This window comes from Siccirubricoccus phaeus, from assembly GCF_008360935.1.
GTDB classification, from domain to species: domain Bacteria; phylum Pseudomonadota; class Alphaproteobacteria; order Acetobacterales; family Acetobacteraceae; genus Siccirubricoccus; species Siccirubricoccus phaeus.
Map to the genome: position 1 here is coordinate 217,693 of NZ_SRXO01000001.1, position 20,177 is coordinate 237,869.

Below are 20,177 nucleotides of genomic sequence, written 5' to 3' on the forward strand. Positions count from 1 at the left end.
ACACCGCTGCGCGGCGTCGCGGGGACCCCGGGGAGATCGCAAGCCTGAAGTGGCGGCGCTGCTTCGGGCCACCAGGAGAGGGCAGGGTTTGACAGGCGCACCGAGCATCCCCGCCCCCATCGCCCGCGCCCCCTGGTGGCGCCGCGGCATCCGCAACGGGCTGCTGCTCGGCGCGCTGGTGCTGCTGGCGGCGCTGGCCCTCAATTACGATGATTTGCCGGCGCTGCGGCGCATGCTGGCGGAGGCGCCCTTCGGCATTGCCATCTCGCTCGCGGTGCATATTCCGCAGATCGGCATCACCGCCCTCGCCTGGCGGTCCCTGCTGCCGCCGGCGGAGCGGCCGCCCATCCTGGTCATGGCCAGGCTGCGCTGGTTCCGCGAATCGGCCAATGCGCTGCTGCCGGCCGGCGCCCTGGTGGGGCAGGCGGCGGCGGCCAGGCTGCTGGCGCGGCGGGGCATCGCCGGCGATAGGGCGGGGGCGACGGCGACGGTGGACCTCACCCTGGAGGCCGTCTCCCAGCTTTTCTTCACCCTGGCCGGGGTCGCCCTGCTGCTGGGGGGCGGGGAGGGGGAGGGGCTGCTGCGCTTCGCCCTGGCCGGCTTCGGCATCGCCCTGGGTGGTGCCGCCGCCATGGTGCTGCTGCAGCGCCGCCTGCCGCTGGCCCTGCTGGAACGCGGGCTGGCGCGCCTCGCCCGGCGCTGGCCGGCGATCCAGCCCGGGGCGATCCGCGACTTCCAGGCGGCGATCCTCGCCCTGCATGCCGATTGGCCGCGGCTGGTGGCCGCCTGCCTCTGGCACAGCCTGGCCTGGCTGCTGGGGGCGGTGGAGGTGGCCGGGCTGCTCTGGCTCATGGGGCAGGACGTCACCCTGGCGGAGGCGCTGGTGATCGAAAGCCTGGCCCAGGCGTTGCGCAATGCCGGCTTCATGCTGCCGGGGGCGCTGGCGGTGCAGGAAGGCGCCATCATCGGCGCCGCCGCCCTGGTGGGGGTGCCGCCGGGCGCCGCCCTGGCCGTAGCCCTCACCCGCCGGGCGCGGGAGGTGGTGCTGAGCCTGCCCGGGCTTCTGGCTTGGCAAAGGGCGGAAATCCGGGCTACAGCGGCGGCCGATCAGCCTGCCGCGCGGACGCCGCTATAGTTTTTCGTTGTGTCGCATTCCCCGCAATCGCCCGGCGCCGCCGGCGGGCCCGGGAATGCTCCGGGCGGTCGGGATTGGCAGGGGGCCGGTGATGGCGAGTTTCTCAGGCGCGATGGATCTGCTGCGGCTGGTGCCGAAGGGGGGACCCGCGATCTGCAACGTTTCCGTGACCAACCTGTGCAACGCGACCTGCGATTTCTGCAATTTCGCGCATGACAAGGGCTTCGTCACCGATCGCCGCAGCCTGGATGCCAGCCGCTTTGCCGCGGGGCTGGCGCGGCTGAAGGAGCAGGCGGGGGTCCGCTTCGTCACCTTCATGGGCGGCGAGCCGCTGCTGCACAAGAACATCGTGGACATGGTCCGCACCGCGACCGAGATGGGCGTGCAGCCCACCCTGGTGACCAATGGCTGGCTGCTGCCGCCCAAGGTGGACGCCCTGGCGGATGCGGGCATCACCACCCTCTTCATCTCCATCGACGCCCCGACCGCCGAGGTGCATGAGAAGAATCGCGGGCTGCGCGGCGTCTGCGAGCGCATCCGCGAGGCCAATGCGAGGCTGACGGCGCGGGGCGTCACCGTCATCGCCTCGGTTGCGATGACGCGCCTCGTCACGGATTACGCGGCGCTGGCGCGCTTCGTGAAGTCGCTCGGCTTCTCCGCCATCACCTTCTCCTATCCGCGCAAGGCGCAGCTCGGCTCCTCCTCCCTGGTCTGGTCGGAAGACAGCGACCTGGTGGACATGTCCCCGGCGGAGATCCTGGCGGCCTTCGACGCGGCGGAGGGCGCGCGAGAGATCATCCCGGTGCACAATCCGCGCGCCGGGCTGGCCGATATGCGCCGCCGGCTGACCGGCCAGGGCGAGCGCTTCGTCTGCCATGCCGGCTACAAGTATTTCTACCTGGACTGGAATTACGACCTGTGGCGTTGCGAGGACTGGGATAAGCCGCTCGCCTCGCTGTGGGATTTCACCGCCCGGGACATGGTGCGGGATGGCTGCCAGGCCTGCACCACGGACTGCTATCGCGATGCCAGCATCATGCTGCATTTCGCCATCGCCATCGGCGACGCCTTCGCCCGGGTGAAGGAAGGCCGGCCGGTGGCCGCCTTCAAGGCCCTGGCGGATCGCCGCAATGCCGGCTCCATCGGCGCCGTCATCGGCCATGGCACGCGGCTGAGCCGGCTGGCCGGCGCCGGCTGAGCGCGCCCAAAGGGGGGGAGAAAGAGAGACGATGCCCGCCGTCATCCGCAAGCTGGTGACCCTTCTGGACGAGACGCGGCGGGAGATGGGCCGCGACATCCCGCCCATCCGCCGCGCCATTGCCTGCGCCGTCATCGCGAACCCCTTCGCCGGCCGCTATGTCGAGGACCTCTCGGAGCTGATCGCCCAGGGCGAGGAGCTGGGGGCGCTACTCGCCGCCCGCGCCATCGCCGCCCTCGGCATCCCCGGCGAGCAGGTGCAGAGCTTCGGCAAGGCCGCGGTGGTGGGGGAGGCGGGGGAGCTGGAACACGCCGCCGCGCTGCTGCACCCGAAGATGGGCGCGCCGGTGCGCGCGGCGCTGGGCAGGGGGCCGGCGCTGATCCCCTCCGCCAAGAAATCCGGCGGGCCGGGCACGCCGGTGGATGTGCCGCTGGGGCACAAGGATGCCGCCTTCGTGCGCAGCCACTTCGACGCGATCGAGGCACGCGTGACGGATGCGCCGCGTGCCGGGGAGATCCTGCTCTGCCTGGCGCTGACCACGGGCGGGCGGCCATTGCCGCGCATCGGCGGCCTCACCGTCGCGGAGATCGAGGGCAAGGACGGGTTGCGCTGACGCGGCGCCACGGGGCAGGGCGCCGGGCAGTCGGCTTCGGCTAGGCCGGGCGCCGCGCCCTCGCGTCGCCGTGTTGGCTGCAGGCCGTCGCGGCGTGTCGCGGTTTCGCAAAGCGGCACCCGCTATCCACCGCGTGAAAAGCGTGGAATTCACCGCCAACACCCTTGCATCCCGTCCCCATCCCCGGCATACCTTGCTGAAATACATGGCCATTCAGGCTAGCTTCAGCGGGGAGTAGCGTCCGGGTGCAAGACACCATTCTGGAAACCGAAGGGCTGACCAAGGAGTTCCGGGGCTTCGTCGCGGTCAGCGACGTGTCCCTGAAGATCCGCCGCGGCAGCATCCATGGGCTGATCGGGCCGAACGGCGCCGGCAAGACCACCTGCTTCAACCTGCTGACGAAATTCCTGCAGCCGACGCGCGGCAGCATTCGCTATGACGGGCGCGACATCACCGGGATGAAGCCGGCGGAAGTCGCCCGGCTCGGCCTGGTGCGCAGCTTCCAGATCTCCGCCGTCTTCCCGCATCTCTCGGTGCTGGAGAATGTGCGCGTCGCGCTGCAGCGGGACCGCGGTGGCAGCTTCGATTTCTGGCGCTCCGATTCCCTGCTGCGGAAATATGACGACCGGGCGATGGCGCTGCTCGAGGATGTCGGCCTCACCGGCTATGCCGGCCTGACGGCGGGCGAGCTGCCCTATGGCCGCAAGCGGGCGCTGGAGATCGCGACGACGCTGGCCCTCGACCCCGTCATGCTGCTGCTGGACGAGCCGACGGCCGGCATGACGCATGAGGATGTGGACCGCATCGTGGCGCTGGTGAAGCGCGTTTCCTCCGGGCGTACCGTGCTGCTGGTGGAGCACAATTTGAAGGTGGTCTCCGGCCTCTGCGACACCATCACCGTGCTGGCGCGCGGCAGCGTGCTCGCGGAAGGCGATTATGCGAGCGTCGCCCGCAACCCGGATGTCATCGCCGCCTATCTCGGCTCCGAAGCCCATACCGCGACCGAGGGAGTGGCCGTCCATGGCTGAGACCACTGTGGCAGACACCCCGGCCATGGCGCGGCCGGCCGTTGCCGGCGAGGCGCTGCTCACCATCAACGGGCTCCAGGCCTGGTATGGCGAGAGCCATATCCTGCACGGCGTCTCGCTGGAGATCCGCGAGGGCGAGGTGGTCACCCTGCTCGGCCGCAACGGCGCGGGCAAGACCACCACGCTGCGCGCCATCATGGGGCTGGTCGGCCGCCGCGCCGGCAGCATCCGCTTCGCCGGGCGGGAGACGATCGGCGAGCGCTCCGACAAGATCGCGCGCGCCGGCATCGCCTATTGCCCGGAGGAGCGCGGCATCTTCGCCAGCCTGAGCGTGACGGAGAATTTGCTGCTGCCGCCGGTGGTGCAGCCGGGCGGGCTGGACATCCCGACCATCTACCAGCTCTTCCCGAACCTCAAGGAACGGGCAAGCAGCCAGGGCACCAAGCTCTCGGGCGGCGAGCAGCAGATGCTGGCCATCGCCCGCATCCTCCGCACCGGCGCCAAGCTGCTGCTGCTGGACGAGCCCTCGGAAGGCCTCGCCCCCGTCATCGTGCAGCAGATTGGCCGCACCATCCGGGAGCTGAAGGCGCGCGGCTTCACCGTGCTGCTGGTGGAGCAGAATTTCCGCTTCGCCCAGACCGTCGCGGACCGGCACTACGTCATGGAGCATGGCCGCGTGGTGGACATGGTGCCGAATGCCGAGCTTGCCGCATCCATGGGCCGGCTGCACGAATATCTGGGCGTCTGAGAAGAACGACCGACCGCGCGAAGACGCGGCGGCGATGGAGGGCTCTGGGATGACGATGATCGAGAGGAGGAGTCTGCTCGCCGGCGCCGCCGCGGCGCCGGTGCTGGCAGGCTGGACCAGGCGAAGGGCGAAGGCGCAGGCGGCGAACACCATCAGGGTGGCGCTGCTCTGCGACTTCTCCGGCACCTACCGCGACGTGACCGGGCCGACCGAGCTCGCCTGCATTCGCCAGGCGGCGGCGGAGTTCAACGCCACTGGCATGAATGTCGAGGTGGTTTTCGCCGACAACCAGAACCGGCCCGATGTCGGTTCCAACGTCACCCGCACCTGGATCGACCGGGACGGCGTGGATGCGGTGGTGGATGGCGGCGCCTCCTCCGTCGCCCTCGCCGTGAACGACATCGTGCGGGAGAAGAACAAGGTCTTCCTCAACACCTCCTCCGCCACCTCCGATCTCACCGGCCGCGCCTGCTCGCCCAACACGGTGCACTGGACCTACGACACCTGGATGCTGGCGCGCAGCACCGGCGGCGCGACGGTGAAGGCGGGCGGCGACGCCTGGTTCTTCATCACCGCCGACTACGCCTTCGGCCATGCGCTGGAACGCGACACCGCGAATTTCGTGAAGGCGCAGGGCGGCCGCGTGCTGGGCCAGGTGCGCACCCCCTTCCCCGGCACCACGGATTTCAGCAGCTTCCTGGTGCAGGCCGTGGCCGCCAGGCCGAAGGTGATCGGCCTGGCCAATGCCGGCTCCGACACCGTGAACTGCATCAAGCAGGCCTCGGAATTCGGCCTCGGGCGGCGCGGCATCCGCCTCGCCTCCCTGCTGATGTTCCTGCCGGACGTGCATGCCATCGGCCTCTCCACCGCGCAGGGGCTGATCTGCACCGAGACCTTCTACTGGGACCTGAATGACCGCACCCGCGCCTTCAAGGCGAAGATGCGGCCGCAGGTCAGCGTGCCGCTCTGCATGAACCATGCCGGCGGCTATGCCGCGGTGCTGCACTACCTGAAGGCCGCCGCCGATATGGGCGTGGCCGCGGCCAAGGCCAGCGGCGCCGAGACGGTGGCGCGGATGAAGGCCATGCCCTGCGACGATGACTGCTTCGGCCCGGGCCGCATCCGCGAGGATGGCCGCAAGCTGCACCCCGCCTATCTTTTCCAGGTGAAGTCGCCGGAGGAAAGCCGGGGCGAGTGGGATTACTACAAGCTGCTGCAGACCACGCCGGGGGAGGACGCCTTCCGGCCGATGAGCGAAGGCGGCTGCGCCTTCGTGCGGAGCTGAGGATGGAAGGGCCGGGCAGCAAGCACCGGCCCCCGATAATTGGGGGACAGTTCGAGATGACACCGACGAGACGCGGCCTGCTGGCCGCAGGGGCCGTGACGACATTGGCGCCTTCCCTGCCGCGCCTTTCGCGCGCGCAGGCGGCCAACACCTATCGCATCGGCGTGCTGACCGACATGTCCGGCACCTACCGCGACAATACCGGCCCCACCTCGGTCATCTGCGTCCGCCAGGCGGTCGCGGAATTCGCCGCCCAGGGCTTCAATGTCGAGGTGATCGAGGCAGACCACCAGAACCGGCCCGATCTCGGCGTCAGCCTGGCGCGGCAATGGTACGACCAGGGCATCGACCTGATCGCCGACGTGCCGACCAGCTCGGTCGGCCTCGCCGTGCAGCAGGTGGCGCGGGAGAAGAACAAGGCGGTGCTGCAGGTCGGCTCCGCCACCGCCGACCTCACCGGGGCGCAATGCAGCCCGAATTCCGTGCACTGGGCCTACGACACCTACATGCTGGCCAAATCCACCGGCGCCGCCATGGTGAAGGCGGGCGGCGACAGCTGGTACTTCATCACCGCGGACTATGCCTTCGGCCATGCGCTGGAGCGCGACACTTCCGCCCTGGTGCGGGCCAGCGGCGGCCGGGTGCTGGGCAGCGTGCGCACGCCCTTCCCGGGCACCACGGATTTCAGCAGCTTCCTGGTGCAGGCGGTGGCGACGCGGCCGAAGGTCATCGGCCTCGCCAATGCCGGCCTCGACACCATCAATTGCGTGAAGCAGGCGGCGGAATTCGGCGTCACGCGGCGGGGCGTGAAGCTGGCCTGCATGCTGCTCTTCATCACCGATGTCCATTCCATCGGGCTGGAGCAGGGCGCCGGGCTGGTGCTGACCGAAAGCTTCTACTGGGACCTGAACGATCGCAGCCGCGCCTTCCTCAACCGGGTGAAGCCGCGGCTGGCCAATGTCTACCCGAACTGCATCCATGCCGGGAATTACTCCGCCGTGCTGCATGCGCTGAAGGCGGTGGCCGATATGGGCGTGCCCGCCGCGCGGGCCAGCGGGACGGAGCTGGTCAACCGCATGAAGGCGATGCCCTGCGACGATGACTGCTTCGGCCCCGGCCAGATCCGCGCCGATGGCCGCAAGATCCACCCCTCCTTCCTGTTCGAGGTGAAGGCGCGGGCGGAGAGCAAAGCCCCCTGGGATTACCTGAAATTGCTGCAGACCACGCCGGCGGAGGAGGCCTTCCGGCCAATCACCGAAGGCGGCTGTCCGTTGGTCCGCAGCTGAGACTGCGAGAGGAAAGCCTCATGACCGCCACTCGACGTAGCCTGCTTGCCGCTTCCGTTGGTGCCACGCTGGTGCCCGCCCTGCCGCGCCTGACCCGCGCCCAGGCGGCCAACACCATCCGCATTGGCGTGCTGAACGACCAGTCCGGCACCTACCGGGATATCTCCGGCCCCTATGGCGTGGAATGCGCCCGCCAGGCGGTGCAGGAATTCGGCAACAAGGGCTTCGCCGTCGAGGTCACCTTCGCCGACCACCAGAACAAGCCCGATGTCGGCGCCAACATCGCCCGGCAATGGTACGACCAGGGCGTCGATCTCATCATCGACGTCCCCACCAGCTCGGTCGGCCTCGCGGTGAACCAGGTGGCGCGGGAAAAGAACAAGGCCTACATCAATTGCGGCGCCGCCACCTCGGACCTCACCGGCAGCCAGTGCAGCCCGAACACCGTGCACTGGATGTACGACACCTACATGCTGGCGAAATCCACCGGCGGCGCCATGGTGAAGGCGGGCGGCGACAGCTGGTACTTCATCACCGCCGACTACGCCTTCGGCCACGCGCTGGAACGCGACACCACCGCCTTCATCAACGCCGCCGGCGGCAAGGTGCTGGGCAGCGTGAAATACCCCTTCCCGGCGACCACCGATTTCTCCTCCTTCCTGTTGCAGGCGCAGTCCTCCCGCGCCAAGGTCATCGGCCTGGCCAATGCCGGCGCGGACACCATCAACAGCATCAAGCAGGCGGCGGAATTCGGGCTGATGCGGCGCGGGGTGAAGCTCGCGGCGCTGCTGATGTTCCTGCCGGACGTCCATGCCCTCGGCCTGCAGACCGCGCAGGGGCTGGTGCTGACCGAGAGCTTCTACTGGGACCTGAACGACCGCACCCGCGCCATCACCCAGCGCTTGCAGCCGCGGCTGAGGGACCAGAAGCCGAACATGTCCTCCATCGCCGATTATTCGGCGACGCTGCATTTCCTCAAGGCGGTGGCGGATATGGGCGTGCCGGCCGCCAAGGCCTCCGGCATCGAGCTGGTGAACCGCATGAAGGCGATGCCCTGCGATGACGACGCCTTCGGCCCCGGCCGCATCCGCGAGGATGGCCGCAAGCTCTGCCCCAGCTACCTGTTCGAGGTGAAGAAGCCGGAAGAAAGCCGTGCGCCCTGGGACTACTACAAGCTCGTCCAGACCACCCCGGCCGAGGAAGCCTACCGCCCGCTGAATGAAGGCGGCTGCCCGCTCGTCCGGAGCTGAGCCGGGAAGGGCCCCGGGGCGCGCCCCGGGGCCTGGCTCCCGGCCCCCAACAAAGAGGAAGGGAGAGAAACGGATGGTCCTGCAGAGAAGAGACTTGCTCGGCACCGCCGTAGCCGCGGCGGCCGGCACGGCCTGGCCCCGGCGGCGCGCCCGGGCTCAGGCGCAGACCATCCGCATCGGCGTGATGAACGACATGTCGGGTCCCTATCGCGACGGCTCCGGCCCGGGCAGCGTGGTGCTGACCCAGCAGGCGGTGCAGGATTTCGGCAGCCGCGGCTTCAACGTGGAAGTGCTGCAGGCCGATCACCAGAACAAGCCGGATGTCGGCGCCAATATCGCACGGCAGTGGCTCGACCAGGGCGTGGATGTGGTGGCGGATCTGCCCACCTCCTCCGTGGCCCTCGCGGTCAATCAGATCGCGCGGGAGAAGAACAAGGTCCATCTGAATTCCGGCGCCGCCACCAGCGACCTGACCGGCGCGATCTGCAGCCCGAACACGGTGCATTGGACCTACGACACCTACATGCTGGCGAAATCCACCGGCGCCGCCATCGTGAAGGCGGGCGGGGATAGCTGGTTCTTCATCACCGCCGACTACGCCTTCGGCCATGCGCTGGAACGCGACACGGGCAATTTCGTGAAGGCCCAGGGCGGCACGGTGCTGGGCAATGTCCGCTTCCCCTTCCCGGCGACGACGGATTTCTCCGCCTTCGTGGTGCAGGCCCGGGCCAGCCGCGCCAAGGTGCTGGGCCTTGCCACCGCCTCCACCGATACGGTGAACGCCATCAAGGGCGCGCGGGAATTCGGCCTGCAGCGCTCGATGAAGATCGCCGCCCTGCTGATCGGCCTGCCGGATGTGAAGGCGCTGGGCCTGGAGAGCGGCCAGGGGCTGCTGCTGACCGAGCCCTTCTACTGGGACATGAACGATCGCACCCGGGCGCTGACCCAGCGGGTGAAGGCGAAGAACCAGGACCGCCCGCCGGCCATGGAGCCGGCCGGCTGCTACGGCATGGTGCTGCATTACCTGAAGGCGGTGGCCGATATGGGCGTGGCCGCCGCCAAGGCCAGCGGCGCGGATGCCGTGGCGCGGATGAAGGCCATGCCCACGGATGACGACGCCTTCGGCCCCGGCCTGATCCGCGCCGATGGCCGCAAGATCCATCCCAGCTACCTGTTCCAGGTCAAGACGCCGGCGGAATCCCGCAACCCCTGGGACCTCTACAAGCTGGTGGCCACCACGCCGGCGGAGGAGGCCTTCCGCCCCCTCTCCGAGGGCAATTGCCCGCTGGTACGGAGCTAGGACCTCATGTTCACCGCGAAGGATCGGGACGACCTGCATGGATGACATCTTCGGCATACCCGCGCCGCTGCTCTTCGGGCAGTTGCTGCTCGGCCTGATCAACGGCGCTTTCTACGCCATGCTCTCGCTCGGCCTCGCGGTGATCTTCGGCCTGCTCAACATCGTCAACATGGCGCATGGCGCGCAGTTCATGATGGGCGCCTTCGCCGCCTGGATGCTGCTCGCCTGGTTCGGCATCGGCTATTGGTGGGCGCTGCTGCTCGCGCCCATCATCATCGCCATCACCGGCATCATCCTGGAGCGATTGCTCATCTCCAGGCTCTACAAGCTGGACCACCTGTATGGCCTGCTGCTGACCTTCGGCCTGGCGCTGATCATCGAGGGCGTGTTCCGCAACGAATTCGGCTCCTCCGGCCTGCCCTACCGGATTCCGGACGCGCTCAGCGGCGCCTGGGATCTCGGCTTCATGTTCATGCCGGTCTATCGCGGCTGGGTGGTGATCGCGGCCCTGGTGCTCTGCCTCGCCACCTGGCTGATCATCGAGAAGACGCGGCTCGGCGCCTATCTCCGCGCCGCGACGGAAAATGCCGCGCTGGTCCAGGCCTTCGGGGTGAACGTGCCGCGCATGGTCACGCTCACCTACGGCTTCGGCGTGGCGCTCGCCGCCGTCGGCGGCGTGCTGGCGGCGCCGATCTATTCGGTGAATCCGCAGATGGGCTCCAACCTCATCATCGTGGTCTTCGCCACCGTCGTCATCGGCGGGATGGGCTCGATCCTCGGCGCCATCCTCACCGGCTTCACCCTGGGCGTGGTGGAGGGGCTGACCAAGGTCTTCTGGCCCGAAGCCTCCGCCACCGTCATCTTCGTCATCATGGCGATCGTGCTGCTGGCACGTCCCGCCGGCCTGTTCGGGAGGGCCTGAGCCATGGCGTCCGATACCACCATCACCGCCGGCGCGCTGGCCGCCTCGGAAAAGCCGGGGGAGGGGGTGTGGGGCTTCTCCCGCGCCCAGATCATCGCGCTCGGGGCGCTGGTCGTCTTCCTCGCGGTGGCGCCCTTCGTGCTCTACCCGGTCTTCCTGATGAAGCTGCTCTGCTTCGCCTTGTTCGCCTGCGCCTTCAACCTGCTGATCGGCTATGTCGGGCTGCTGAGCTTCGGCCACGCCGCCTATTTCGGCATGGGCGGTTACCTGGCGGGCCATGCCGCGAAGGTCTGGGGGCTGACGCCGGAGCTCTCCATCATCGTCGGCGGGGCGACGGCGGCGGCGCTCGGCGCGGTGGCCGGGTGGATCGCCATCCGCCGCCAGGGCATCTACTTCGCCATGATCACCCTGGCGCTGGCGCAGATGGTCTATTTCTTCTGCGTCCAGGCCCCCTTCACCGGCGGCGAGGACGGCATCCAGGCCATCCCGCGCGGCAACCTCCTCGGCGTGCTGCCGCTGGACCGGGACATGAACATGTACTGGGTGGTGGTGGCGGTCTTCCTGGGCGGCTTCCTGCTGATCCACCGCATCATCCACTCGCCCTACGGCCAGGTGCTGAAGAGCATCCGGGAGAATGAGCCGCGCGCCACCTCCCTTGGCTACCGGACGGATGACTACAAGCTGATGGCCTTCATCCTTTCCGCGACGCTGGCCGGCGTGGCGGGGGCGACGAAGTCGCTGGTCTTCGGCATCGCGACGCTGACGGATGTGCACTGGGCGATGTCGGGCGAGGTGGTGCTGATGACGCTGGTCGGCGGGCTCGGCACGGTGTTCGGGCCGCTGGTCGGCGCCGCGGTCATCGTGACGATGCAGAATTACCTGGCGGAGATGGGTGCCTGGGTGACGGTCATCCAGGGCGTGATCTTCGTCGCCTGCGTGATCGCCTTCCGCCGCGGCATCGTAGGGGAGATCGCCAGGCTGCTGAAGGTGAAGCTCTGATGTATTCCTCATGGCGTTGCTGCGCAACGCCAAGGGGGGCCCAGGGCGGCGCCGGGCGATCGGCGCCGCGCACCGCCTGAAGCGGCAGGGCCGCTTCAGGGCAAGGGGCGGGGGCGCAGGGCGAGGAAGCCTGACGTGATCGCAATGCCGGCTTCGCGCCTCCCCGGCCGGTCTCCTACATTTTGATGCAAACCGCGGGGCGGGCCTTCACCTCTCCGTAGCTTCTTCCCGCCTAATCCTGCCTCAGCGCCGGCCGCCAGGATCGCGGGTGGCTTGCCGCCCTGTGCGCGCTGCCACGCCCATCTCCCGGCACCTATCGCCCTTGCCCGGACATTCCGGCGGGGCCGGCCGGGGGCGCAGCGCGCGCATGAGGATCATCCGCCATTTCCGTCCGGCCGGCCTTTGGCTCGGCCTGCTTCTGCTGCTGGGTGCCTGCGGCGGGCTGCCGCCCATGGAACCGCTGCCGCCTGCCGAGGGCGAGATCGGCGTCGAGCGCGACCTGCGCTATGGCGAGGGGGAGCGGCAGGTGCTGGACATCTACCGTCCGCTTGGCGCCGAGGGTCCGGCGCCGGTGGTGATGTATTTCCATCACGGCGCCTTCTACATCGGCGACAAGGCGGAGCTGTCCAACCGCACCCTGGCCCGTGCCCTGGCGCGCCGCGGCTTCCTGGTGGCGGTGCCGAACTACCGGCTGTACCCGGAGGGGCGCTTCCCCGCCTTCCTCGAGGATGCGGCCGCGGCCACCGCCTGGATGCGGCGGGAAGCGGCGCAGTTCGGCGGCGACCCGGAGAGGGTGGTGCTCACCGGGCATTCCGCCGGCGGCTATATGGCGGTGATGCTGACGCTGGACGGGCAATGGCTGCGCCAGGCGGGGGTGCCGGCGCGGGCGGTACGGGCGGGCATCGGCCTGGCCGGGCCCTATGTGGACCATTTCACCGCCAACCCCTTCCTGATGCAGGGCATCTTCGGCCGGGTGACGGACCAGGAGAGGCTGATGCCGGAGAATTTCGCCCGTCCCGGCGCGCCGCCCTTGCTGCTGCTGGCCGGCAGCTTCGACATTGTCGGCGGGCAGTACCACGCCTGGCAGCTCGGCCGGCGGGTGCGGGCGGCGGGGGGCGAGGCGGCGTGGAAGATCTATTTCGGCCTTGGCCATATCGGCCTGCTGATGTCGCTGCCCGGCCTGCCCAGCCTGGCGCCGGTGGCGGATGACATGGCGGGGTTCATCCGCCGGCATGCAGGGGAGGCGCAGCGCGTGGCGCTGCGGTGAGCCGGGGCTTCGGCGGGGCGCGCTGCCTCCTGCACCCCCCGGACCCCGTGTGAGTTTGCGGTTCGACCGTCGGGTCTGAAACTCAGACCGGGGTCCGGGGCTAGAGCGTGATCGGCTGAGGTCGAATCGACCGAAACGGTGAATCACGCGACCGAACAATGAGCTAGAGCGGGGCGGGTGAGCGTAGCTCAACCGATCCCGCTCTAGTGTCCCGATTCCGAAGCCCTGCGGACTTCGTTCTCGGGCCACCAGCTTGTGTTTTCGGTGGCCTGCTTGTCTGCTGCGTTCGCTGGAAGTCCAGCGACCTTCGCGGGCAGGACACCAGGTCCTGGCCCCGGCGGGCGGGGCCCGGGGGCAGAGCCCCTGGTGGGGCATGGGGGCGGAGCCCCCATTTCTTCCCCTTTCGATAGCCTGCTAACCTCCCGCCAAAGGCAGCGAGGACGCCCGCCATGGCGCAGCCAGGCTATGAGGCCATCATCATCGGCGCCGGCATTGCCGGCATGTACCAGCTCCACCGGCTGCGGGAGCTCGGCATGCGCGCGCGGGTCTTCGAGGCCGGCAGCGATGTCGGCGGCACCTGGTACTGGAACCGCTATCCCGGCGCCCGCTTCGATTCCGAAAGCTGGTCCTATGGCTATTCCTTCAGCCAGGAGCTGCTGCAGGAATGGGAATGGCCGGAGCATTTCGCCGCCCAGCCGGACACGCTCCGCTACCTGAACCATGTCGCCGACAAATTCGATTTGCGGCGGGACATGCAATTCCACAGCCGCGTCACCGCCGCCACCTGGGACGAGGCGGCGACGCGCTGGACCATCACGCTGGAAAGTGGCGAGGAGGCGAGCGCGCCCCTGCTCATCACCGCGCTCGGGCCGCTGTCCGCCTATACCCTGCCGAACATCCCGGGGCGCGACGATTTCGCCGGCCCCGCCTTCCACACCGCCCGCTGGCCGCGGGAGGGGGTGGATCTCCGGGGCAAGCGCGTCGGCATCATCGGCACTGGCGCGACGGCGATCCAGACCATCCAGACCATCGCCAAGGAAGTCGGGCACCTCACGGTGTTCCAGCGCACGCCGAATTGGGCAGCGCCGCTGCACAACCGGCGGATCACGCCGGAGGAGCAGGCGCAGATCAAGGCGAGCTATGCCGAGATCTTCGAGCGCTGCCGCCAGACCGATACCTGCTTCATCCATCAGGCCGATCCGCGCCGCGCGCTGGATGTCTCGCCCGAGGAGCGCGAGGCCTTCTGGGAGAAGCTCTATGCCGAGCCGGGCTTCGGCATCTGGGTCGGCAATTTCCGCGACGTGCTGGTGGACCCGGCGGCGAACGCCCTCATGACGGAATGGGCGAAGAAGAAGATCCGGGAACGGGTGAAGGACCCCGTCACGGCGGAGAAGCTGATCCCGAAGAATCACGGCTTCGGCACCCGCCGCCTGCCGCTGGAGAGCGGCTATTACGAGGTGTACAACCAGCCGAACGTCGCGCTGGTTGACATCAACGAGACGCCGATCGAGCGCATCACCCCGCGCGGCATCCTGACCAGCGCGCGGGAGCATGCATTCGACATCCTGATCTACGCCACCGGCTTCGACGGCGTGACCGGCCCCTATGACCGCATGGCCATCACCGGCCCGGGCGGGCGCAGCCTCAGGGAGGATTGGCAGGGCACGCCGCGTACCTTCCTCGGCATGCTGGCGGAGGGGTTCCCGAACATGCTGATGGTCCTCGGGCCCCACACCGCGCGCGGCAATATCCCGCGCAATATCGAGGAGATCGTCGATTGGCTGACCGGCCTCGTCCGCTACATGCGCGAGCATGGCCACCGGCGGGTGGAGGCGCGGGAGGACGCGGTGGAGTACTGGGCGCGGCATGTGGAGGCGGCGGCCTCCGGCCTGCTGTTCAGCCAGGTGGCCTCCTGGCAGACCGGGGTGAACCGCAATGTCGCGGGGCGGGAGGAGGTGCGGCGCACCCTCGGCTACTACGGCGGGGCGGTGAAATACCGGCGCATCGCCGAGCGCGTGGCGGCGGCGGGCTACCGGGAGCTGCGCTTCGCGTGATGGCCAGGGCGCGCGGGGCCGACTAGCCTGGGGGCCAGCGATTGCGGAGCAGAGTCTCGCCTCCGGCCCTGCGGCCCTCCGGCGAACTGCCCCGAGCAAAGGGAGGACAGGCCATGGCCCGCCGCTTCATCGACATCTCCGTGCCCCTGAAGGCCGGGATCAGATCCGACCCGCCGGGGATGGAGCCGAAGATCGAGTATATCGACCACCACCAATCCGCGCCGCGCATGGCGGACTATATGGGCGTGAAGGTCTCCGACCTGCCGGAGGGCGAGTATGCGGCGGTGGAGCGGGCGGATATCTCCACCCATAACGGCACCCATCTGGACGCGCCCTACCACTATTTCTCCCGCATGAACGAGCGTCTCAAGCCGGGGGGCGAGCCCTCCTGGCGGATCGACGAGGTGCCGCTGGAATGGTGCCACCAGCCGGGGGTGAAGCTGGATTTCCGGCATTTCGAGGATGGCTACGTGGTGCAGCCGGCGGATGTGGAGGCGGAGCTGCAGCGCATCGGCCATACGCTGAAGCCGCTGGAGATCGTGGTGGTGAACACCGCCGCCGGCGCGCGCTACGGCGAGGATGACTACATCGACCGCGGCTGCGGCATGGGCAAGGCGGCGACGCTCTGGCTGCTGGAGCGCGGGGTGCGGCTGGTGGGGACGGATGGCTGGTCCTGGGACGCGCCCTTCAGCCATACCCGCCGCCGCATCGCCGAAGGCGGCAGCCCGGACCTGATCTGGGAAGGGCACCGGGCGGGCAGGGATATCGGCTACTCGCATCTGGAGAAGCTGCACAATCTGGAAGTGCTGCCGGCGGATGGCTTTCAGGTGGTGTGCTTCCCGGTGAAGGTGCATCGGGGCTCGGCGGGGTGGACGCGGGCCGTCGCCATTATCGACGATTAGAGCGTGATCGGTTGAGGTCGAATCACCGAAACCGTGAATCACGCGATCGAACAATGAGCTAGAGCGGGGCGGGTGAGCGCAGCTCAACCGATCCCGCTCTAGAGCAGACCGCCGGAGGGCGGCATCGCCCGGAGGCGTGAAGCTGCTCTACCATCCATGAGCTAGAGCGGTTTCGCGCTGCACAGTCAGCGTGAAACCGCTCTAGCAGCGGCTCCGCCCCTCTCGAACTCTTCCCGCAAAGGGCCGGTCGGACGCAGTGCATCCAACCCCGTTCGAACCCTTGAGCTTGGCGTTCGCCAACGGGTCCGAGACTCATGGTTGCCAAAGGCCCTGCGGCCTTTGGCGGGATCGGACGCGCTGCGTCCGATGCCCGGAAGAGAGGGGCAGAGCCCCCTCTCGGCACCGTTGACCCAAGCCCTGCGCTACCGCATCGTCCCGGCAACGACATTCGGGGAAACTCCCATATGCTGCCCACCCGTCGCAGCCTACTGCTTGCTGCCCTCGCCACGCCCGCTTTGGCCCAGGCCCCCTGGCGCCCCAACCGCCCGGTGCGCGTCGTCGTGCCCTTCCCCCCGGGCGGCGCCACGGACATGCTGGCGCGCCTCATCTCCCAGCGCCTCGGCGACCGGCTGGGCCAGCCTTTGGTGGTGGAGAACCGGCCGGGCGGCGTCGGCGTCGTCGCCAGCCAGAACATCCTGGCCTCGCCGGCGGATGGCCATGCGCTGATCCTCGCCACCTGCGACACCCATACGGTGATGCCGGCCGCCAACCCCAGGCTGCCCTTCAGGGCGGCGGACTTCGTCCCCGTCACCGGCATCGCCAATGTGGTGATGGCGCTGATCGCGCGGCCCGGCCTCGGCACCACCAATCTTCAGCAATTCCTGGAAAAGGCGCGTGGCGCGCAGCCGGCGCTCACCTATGGCTCCTACGGCGTCGCGACCGTCTCCCATGCGGCAGGGGAGATGGTGAAGCAGGCGGCCGGGCTGGACCTGACGCACATCCCCTATGGCGGAGCGGGGCCGGCCATGCTCGCCGCCACGGCGGACCAGGTGGATGTCACCGTGGTGCCGGTCGCCGTGGGCCAGCCGCAGCGCGCCCGTTCCACCATGCTGGCCGTGCTCTCGGCCGAGCGCTTCCCGCTGGTGCCGGAAGTGCCGACCATGGCGGAGGCCGGCATGCCCGTGGTCGCCGATGCCTGGATCGGCCTGCTCGCCGCCCCCGGCACCCCGCGCCCGGTGGCGGAAGCGCTGCATGCCGCCGTGGCCGAGGTGCTGGCCACCGCCGATTTCGCCGAGACGCTGAAGACCAACGGCTTCAGCCAGCTCGGCTACGGCCCCGCCCGCTATGCGGACTACCTGAAGGCGGAAGCCGAGCGCTGGGGCAAGGTCGTCCACGACGCCCACATCACCCTGGAGGGTTAACTCAGGGCGGGGTCCGGGGGGCAGGAGCAGAGCCCCGGATCACGCCAAGGCCGGCCGCGCCGCCCTGGTCGCCCGCACCCCCAGCAGCACGAACCCCGCCAGCGCCGCAAGCTGCGCCACCGCGAAGGCCGGCTCGGAACCGGTCGGCGCCAGGGCGTGCAGCGCCGGGATCTTCTGGAAAGCCTGGGCGATCCCGACGAAGACCAGCAGATAGAGGCTCGCCACCATCCCCGCCGCGAAGACCCGCCTGGCCGGCGCGGAAGGCCCTGCGCTGCGCGCCGCGATCAGCGTCGCCGCCAGGATCAGCAGCGCCACCACGCCGGTGATGACCGCCGGCGTCACGCTGAGATCGGGAAACATGAACCCCGTCACGCTGGTCAGCCCGGCGGTCCAGAGGAAGGCGCTGCGCGCCGCCGGCGCCCCGCCCGGGCGGAACAGCCCGGCCACGGCCGGTACCCCGACCAGGATGGCGACCAGGCTCAGCGCCGTATGCACCAGAGTGATGGCAGACAGATAGGTCATGGCGGTGGCTCTCCCTCCGGCCCGGCCCGGGCCCGGGGATGCTACCTTTGCAGTCCCTCACCGTTGCGGTCTTGTAGAAAGTTGCCGCCCGCCCGGGGCGTGGCGATCGCGCCCCGGCCCCGCCGCCGCCCCGGGCCGGCAGCCTAGGGGTCCGCCCCGCGACAGGGCGCCCTTTCGCCGTCGGCACACGGCGATTTGGATAAGGCAGGAAGCTTCAATTCGTGCGAACATCCTGCAAGGCCGGATGCGGCCGAGGCCCGACCTTGCCCGGCGGGACACCAGCCCGCCGGCGGCCGCGCACCGCCGAGCCGGGGGAGCAGGCAGCAAGAACCGACCGGCCGGCGGGCCGCTTCCGGCCCGGCCTGGCACGGCACAGCCGGGGAACAGGGCATGACGACGAGCGTCGACCGCATATCGCCGCCCACCGCGTCGCCCAGGCAGGACAGCCTGGGCTGCACCCTGGCCGGCTTTGCCGAGAACCGGGAATTCGCCGTCCCCGGCCTTACCCTCTACCGCAAGCGGCATAGCGGGACGGAGCTCGGCCGGGTGGCGACGCCGCCCAGCGACCGCGGGCTGCTGATCGGCGTGGCGCTGGAAGGCGGGCACCGCCGGCGGATCTTCCGCGCCAGGGCCTCCACCCTGCACGGCTTCGCCGCGGACAGCATCTACATCCGCAGCTTCGGCGATTCCTATGCGGCCGATATGGAGAACGGCTTCGACTTCCTGCTGCTGGAGATCAGCGAAGCGGCGATGCAGCAGGGCTGTGCCGAGACCGGCCTGGCGCGCAGCGAGGGGCTTGCCTGCACCCCGGGCGAGCGCGACCCGGTGCTGCCGCATCTGGCCCGCGCGCTGCTGCCGGTGCTGGCGGCACCTGCCGAAGGCTGCGCGCTCTTCGTCGACCAGGTGGCGCTGGCGATCCAGAGCCATATCGCCAGGCGCTACCATGGCGGCACGCCGCGGCCCAGCCGGATTCGCGGCCTCTCCCGCGCCCAGGAAGCGCTGGCGAAGGAGCTGCTGGTGGCGCAGCTCGACGGCGGCGTGCTGATCGGCGACGTCGCCGCCGCCTGCCGCCTCTCCCGCAGCCATTTCATCCGCGCCTTCCGCCAGACCACGGGGCAGACGCCCTATCAATGGCTGCTGGCGCAGCGGGTGGAGCGGGCGCGGCAGTTGCTGCGCGACCCGCGCATGCCGTTGGCCGAGGTGGCGGTGGCCTGCGGCTTCGCCGACCAGAGCCACTTCACCCGCATCTTCAGCCGCCAGATGGGCATGGCCCCTGGAAGCTGGCGGCGCCGGCAATAGCGCGGCGCCGCGCGCCGGCGGCGGGGATGGCGCCGCCGGTGCACCACCTCTCCATCCTTCAACCACCGCGCCTTTCGAACAAGACGCGGCAGGGGCGATGCGGGGAAGGTCCCGCCGCCTGAGGCCACACACCGCCGGAGAGACAGCCATGCCGAAAGCATCCGCCAAGCCGGGCGCCAAGCTGCTGAAGCCCGATGACCACATCCTCGTCATGATCGATTTCCAGTCGCAGATGTCCTTCGCGACCAAGTCGATCGACGCCGTCACGCTGCGCAACAACGCCGCGCTGGTGGCGCATGCGGCCGCCGGCTTCGGCGTCTCCACCATCCTGACGACCGTAGCCGAGAAGAGCTTCTCCGGCCCGATGTTCACCGAGATCACGGCGGCCTTCCCGGAGGAGACGTTGCTCGACCGCACCTCCATGAACACCTGGGAGGACGAGGCGGTGATTGCTCGGGTGAACGAGATCGGCAAGGGGCGCATCGTGCTGTCCGGTCTCTGGACCTCGGTCTGCATCGTCGGGCCGGCGCTGTCGGCGCTGGACCAGGGCTTCGAGGTCTATGTCATCGCCGATGCCTGCGGCGATGTCTCGGAGGAAGCGCATGAGCGCGCCATGGAGCGCATGGTGCAGGCGGGGGCGCGGCCGATGACCTCGCTGCAATATCTGCTGGAGCTGCAGCGCGACTGGGCGCGCACCGGCACCTACGAGCTGACGACCGGGATCGCGAAGCTCTATGGCGGCGCCTATGGCCTCGGCATCATCTACGCCAAGACCATGTTCGGCGCTTCGGAAGCACACTAGATCCCCACGAAGTCGCTTCGCGCCTTCGCGGGGGCCCCGGGTTTCGCCCCAGGCGGGCGCTGGCGCGCCGCCATGGGGCCCATGCAAGCCCCGTGGCCCACGCCTCGCACAGCCTTCCGCGGCAAAGCCGCGGAAGGACAACAGGC

The 20,177-nt window shown here is 69.4% G+C and carries 18 protein-coding genes; 17 read left to right on the plus strand and 1 reads right to left on the minus strand.

The features are described from left to right. The first annotated feature begins 88 nt into the window (after positions 1 to 88). The 15 genes from E5N76_RS00970 to E5N76_RS01040 all read left to right on the plus strand — a co-directional run bounded on the left by E5N76_RS00970 (position 89) and on the right by E5N76_RS01040 (position 17,408). Positions 89 to 1,135, plus strand: coding sequence for a lysylphosphatidylglycerol synthase domain-containing protein (locus E5N76_RS00970; RefSeq protein WP_187829896.1), 1,047 nt, complete (start codon positions 89 to 91; stop codon positions 1,133 to 1,135). Positions 1,136 to 1,226: 91 nt separating this feature from the next. After that, on the plus strand, positions 1,227 to 2,333 hold the full coding sequence (locus tag E5N76_RS00975) for a radical SAM protein (protein WP_187829897.1): 1,107 nt from the start codon (positions 1,227 to 1,229) through the stop codon (positions 2,331 to 2,333). Positions 2,334 to 2,364: 31 nt separating this feature from the next. Beyond that, complete coding sequence (locus tag E5N76_RS00980) at positions 2,365 to 2,946, plus strand: amino acid synthesis family protein (RefSeq protein WP_149535428.1); 582 nt, start codon at positions 2,365 to 2,367, stop codon at positions 2,944 to 2,946. Positions 2,947 to 3,191: 245 nt separating this feature from the next. Next, positions 3,192 to 3,974: an ABC transporter ATP-binding protein gene (locus E5N76_RS00985; protein ID WP_149535429.1), complete on the plus strand. Its 783-nt coding sequence runs from the start codon at positions 3,192 to 3,194 to the stop codon at positions 3,972 to 3,974. A gap of 25 nt (positions 3,975 to 3,999) precedes the next feature. After that, positions 4,000 to 4,722, plus strand: coding sequence for an ABC transporter ATP-binding protein (locus E5N76_RS00990; RefSeq protein ID WP_207791831.1), 723 nt, complete (start codon positions 4,000 to 4,002; stop codon positions 4,720 to 4,722). A gap of 49 nt (positions 4,723 to 4,771) precedes the next feature. Beyond that, positions 4,772 to 6,007, plus strand: coding sequence for an ABC transporter substrate-binding protein (locus tag E5N76_RS00995; RefSeq protein ID WP_149535431.1), 1,236 nt, complete (start codon positions 4,772 to 4,774; stop codon positions 6,005 to 6,007). 56 nt (positions 6,008 to 6,063) lie between these two features. Next, the gene (locus E5N76_RS01000; RefSeq protein WP_149535432.1) at positions 6,064 to 7,293 is read left to right on the plus strand and encodes an ABC transporter substrate-binding protein; all 1,230 of its coding nucleotides are present in this window, start codon (positions 6,064 to 6,066) and stop codon (positions 7,291 to 7,293) included. Positions 7,294 to 7,313: 20 nt separating this feature from the next. Further along, positions 7,314 to 8,543: an ABC transporter substrate-binding protein gene (locus E5N76_RS01005; protein ID WP_149535433.1), complete on the plus strand. Its 1,230-nt coding sequence runs from the start codon at positions 7,314 to 7,316 to the stop codon at positions 8,541 to 8,543. A gap of 73 nt (positions 8,544 to 8,616) precedes the next feature. Next, on the plus strand, positions 8,617 to 9,843 hold the full coding sequence (locus E5N76_RS01010) for an ABC transporter substrate-binding protein (RefSeq protein WP_149535434.1): 1,227 nt from the start codon (positions 8,617 to 8,619) through the stop codon (positions 9,841 to 9,843). A 37-nt stretch (positions 9,844 to 9,880) separates the two neighbouring features. Further along, positions 9,881 to 10,765: a branched-chain amino acid ABC transporter permease gene (locus E5N76_RS01015; RefSeq protein ID WP_149535435.1), complete on the plus strand. Its 885-nt coding sequence runs from the start codon at positions 9,881 to 9,883 to the stop codon at positions 10,763 to 10,765. Positions 10,766 to 10,768: 3 nt separating this feature from the next. Then, a complete protein-coding gene (locus E5N76_RS01020) occupies positions 10,769 to 11,764 on the plus strand; it encodes a branched-chain amino acid ABC transporter permease (protein WP_149535436.1) in 996 nt (331 codons plus the stop codon). 367 nt (positions 11,765 to 12,131) lie between these two features. Next, positions 12,132 to 13,031 carry an alpha/beta hydrolase gene (locus tag E5N76_RS01025; protein ID WP_149535437.1) on the plus strand — a complete coding sequence of 300 codons (900 nt, stop codon included), beginning with the start codon at positions 12,132 to 12,134 and terminating at the stop codon, positions 13,029 to 13,031. Between the two features lie 449 nt (positions 13,032 to 13,480). Then, on the plus strand, positions 13,481 to 15,085 hold the full coding sequence (locus tag E5N76_RS01030) for a flavin-containing monooxygenase (RefSeq protein WP_149535438.1): 1,605 nt from the start codon (positions 13,481 to 13,483) through the stop codon (positions 15,083 to 15,085). 113 nt (positions 15,086 to 15,198) lie between these two features. Then, positions 15,199 to 15,987: a cyclase family protein gene (locus tag E5N76_RS01035; protein ID WP_149535439.1), complete on the plus strand. Its 789-nt coding sequence runs from the start codon at positions 15,199 to 15,201 to the stop codon at positions 15,985 to 15,987. 464 nt (positions 15,988 to 16,451) lie between these two features. Beyond that, on the plus strand, positions 16,452 to 17,408 hold the full coding sequence (locus E5N76_RS01040) for a Bug family tripartite tricarboxylate transporter substrate binding protein (protein ID WP_187829898.1): 957 nt from the start codon (positions 16,452 to 16,454) through the stop codon (positions 17,406 to 17,408). Between the two features lie 39 nt (positions 17,409 to 17,447). On the opposite strand, the gene E5N76_RS01045 is transcribed toward E5N76_RS01040, so the two are convergent. After that, the gene (locus E5N76_RS01045; protein WP_149535441.1) at positions 17,448 to 17,930 is read right to left on the minus strand and encodes a hypothetical protein; all 483 of its coding nucleotides are present in this window, start codon (positions 17,928 to 17,930) and stop codon (positions 17,448 to 17,450) included. Positions 17,931 to 18,320: 390 nt separating this feature from the next. Between E5N76_RS01045 and E5N76_RS01050 the strand changes: the two genes are divergently transcribed. Together E5N76_RS01050 and E5N76_RS01055 are read left to right on the plus strand one after the other, a co-directional pair. Continuing rightward, entirely contained in the window at positions 18,321 to 19,229 is a 909-nt protein-coding gene (locus E5N76_RS01050; RefSeq protein ID WP_149535442.1) for a helix-turn-helix transcriptional regulator, read from the plus strand. A 148-nt stretch (positions 19,230 to 19,377) separates the two neighbouring features. After that, positions 19,378 to 20,031 (plus strand): hydrolase, encoded by a 654-nt coding sequence (locus tag E5N76_RS01055; RefSeq protein WP_149535443.1) that lies wholly within the window; start codon positions 19,378 to 19,380, stop codon positions 20,029 to 20,031. Positions 20,032 to 20,177 lie beyond the last annotated feature (146 nt).

Bases quoted from the DNA above. Each gene is read 5' to 3' on its own strand.
- E5N76_RS01015 (WP_149535435.1), top strand. From the start codon at position 9,881: ATGGATGACATCTTCGGCATACCCGCGCCGCTGCTCTTCGGGCAGTTG.
- E5N76_RS00980 (WP_149535428.1), top strand. From the start codon at position 2,365: ATGCCCGCCGTCATCCGCAAGCTGGTGACCCTTCTGGACGAGACGCGG.
- E5N76_RS01025 (WP_149535437.1), top strand. From the start codon at position 12,132: ATGAGGATCATCCGCCATTTCCGTCCGGCCGGCCTTTGGCTCGGCCTG.
- E5N76_RS01055 (WP_149535443.1), top strand. From the start codon at position 19,378: ATGCCGAAAGCATCCGCCAAGCCGGGCGCCAAGCTGCTGAAGCCCGAT.
- E5N76_RS01000 (WP_149535432.1), top strand. From the start codon at position 6,064: ATGACACCGACGAGACGCGGCCTGCTGGCCGCAGGGGCCGTGACGACA.
- E5N76_RS01020 (WP_149535436.1), top strand. From the start codon at position 10,769: ATGGCGTCCGATACCACCATCACCGCCGGCGCGCTGGCCGCCTCGGAA.
- E5N76_RS01040 (WP_187829898.1), top strand. From the start codon at position 16,452: ATGCTGCCCACCCGTCGCAGCCTACTGCTTGCTGCCCTCGCCACGCCC.
- E5N76_RS00990 (WP_207791831.1), top strand. From the start codon at position 4,000: ATGGCGCGGCCGGCCGTTGCCGGCGAGGCGCTGCTCACCATCAACGGG.
- E5N76_RS00975 (WP_187829897.1), top strand. From the start codon at position 1,227: ATGGCGAGTTTCTCAGGCGCGATGGATCTGCTGCGGCTGGTGCCGAAG.
- E5N76_RS01050 (WP_149535442.1), top strand. From the start codon at position 18,321: ATGACGACGAGCGTCGACCGCATATCGCCGCCCACCGCGTCGCCCAGG.
- E5N76_RS01030 (WP_149535438.1), top strand. From the start codon at position 13,481: ATGGCGCAGCCAGGCTATGAGGCCATCATCATCGGCGCCGGCATTGCC.
- E5N76_RS01035 (WP_149535439.1), top strand. From the start codon at position 15,199: ATGGCCCGCCGCTTCATCGACATCTCCGTGCCCCTGAAGGCCGGGATC.
- E5N76_RS00995 (WP_149535431.1), top strand. From the start codon at position 4,772: ATGACGATGATCGAGAGGAGGAGTCTGCTCGCCGGCGCCGCCGCGGCG.
- E5N76_RS01045 (WP_149535441.1), bottom strand. From the start codon at position 17,930: ATGACCTATCTGTCTGCCATCACTCTGGTGCATACGGCGCTGAGCCTG.
- E5N76_RS01010 (WP_149535434.1), top strand. From the start codon at position 8,617: ATGGTCCTGCAGAGAAGAGACTTGCTCGGCACCGCCGTAGCCGCGGCG.
- E5N76_RS01005 (WP_149535433.1), top strand. From the start codon at position 7,314: ATGACCGCCACTCGACGTAGCCTGCTTGCCGCTTCCGTTGGTGCCACG.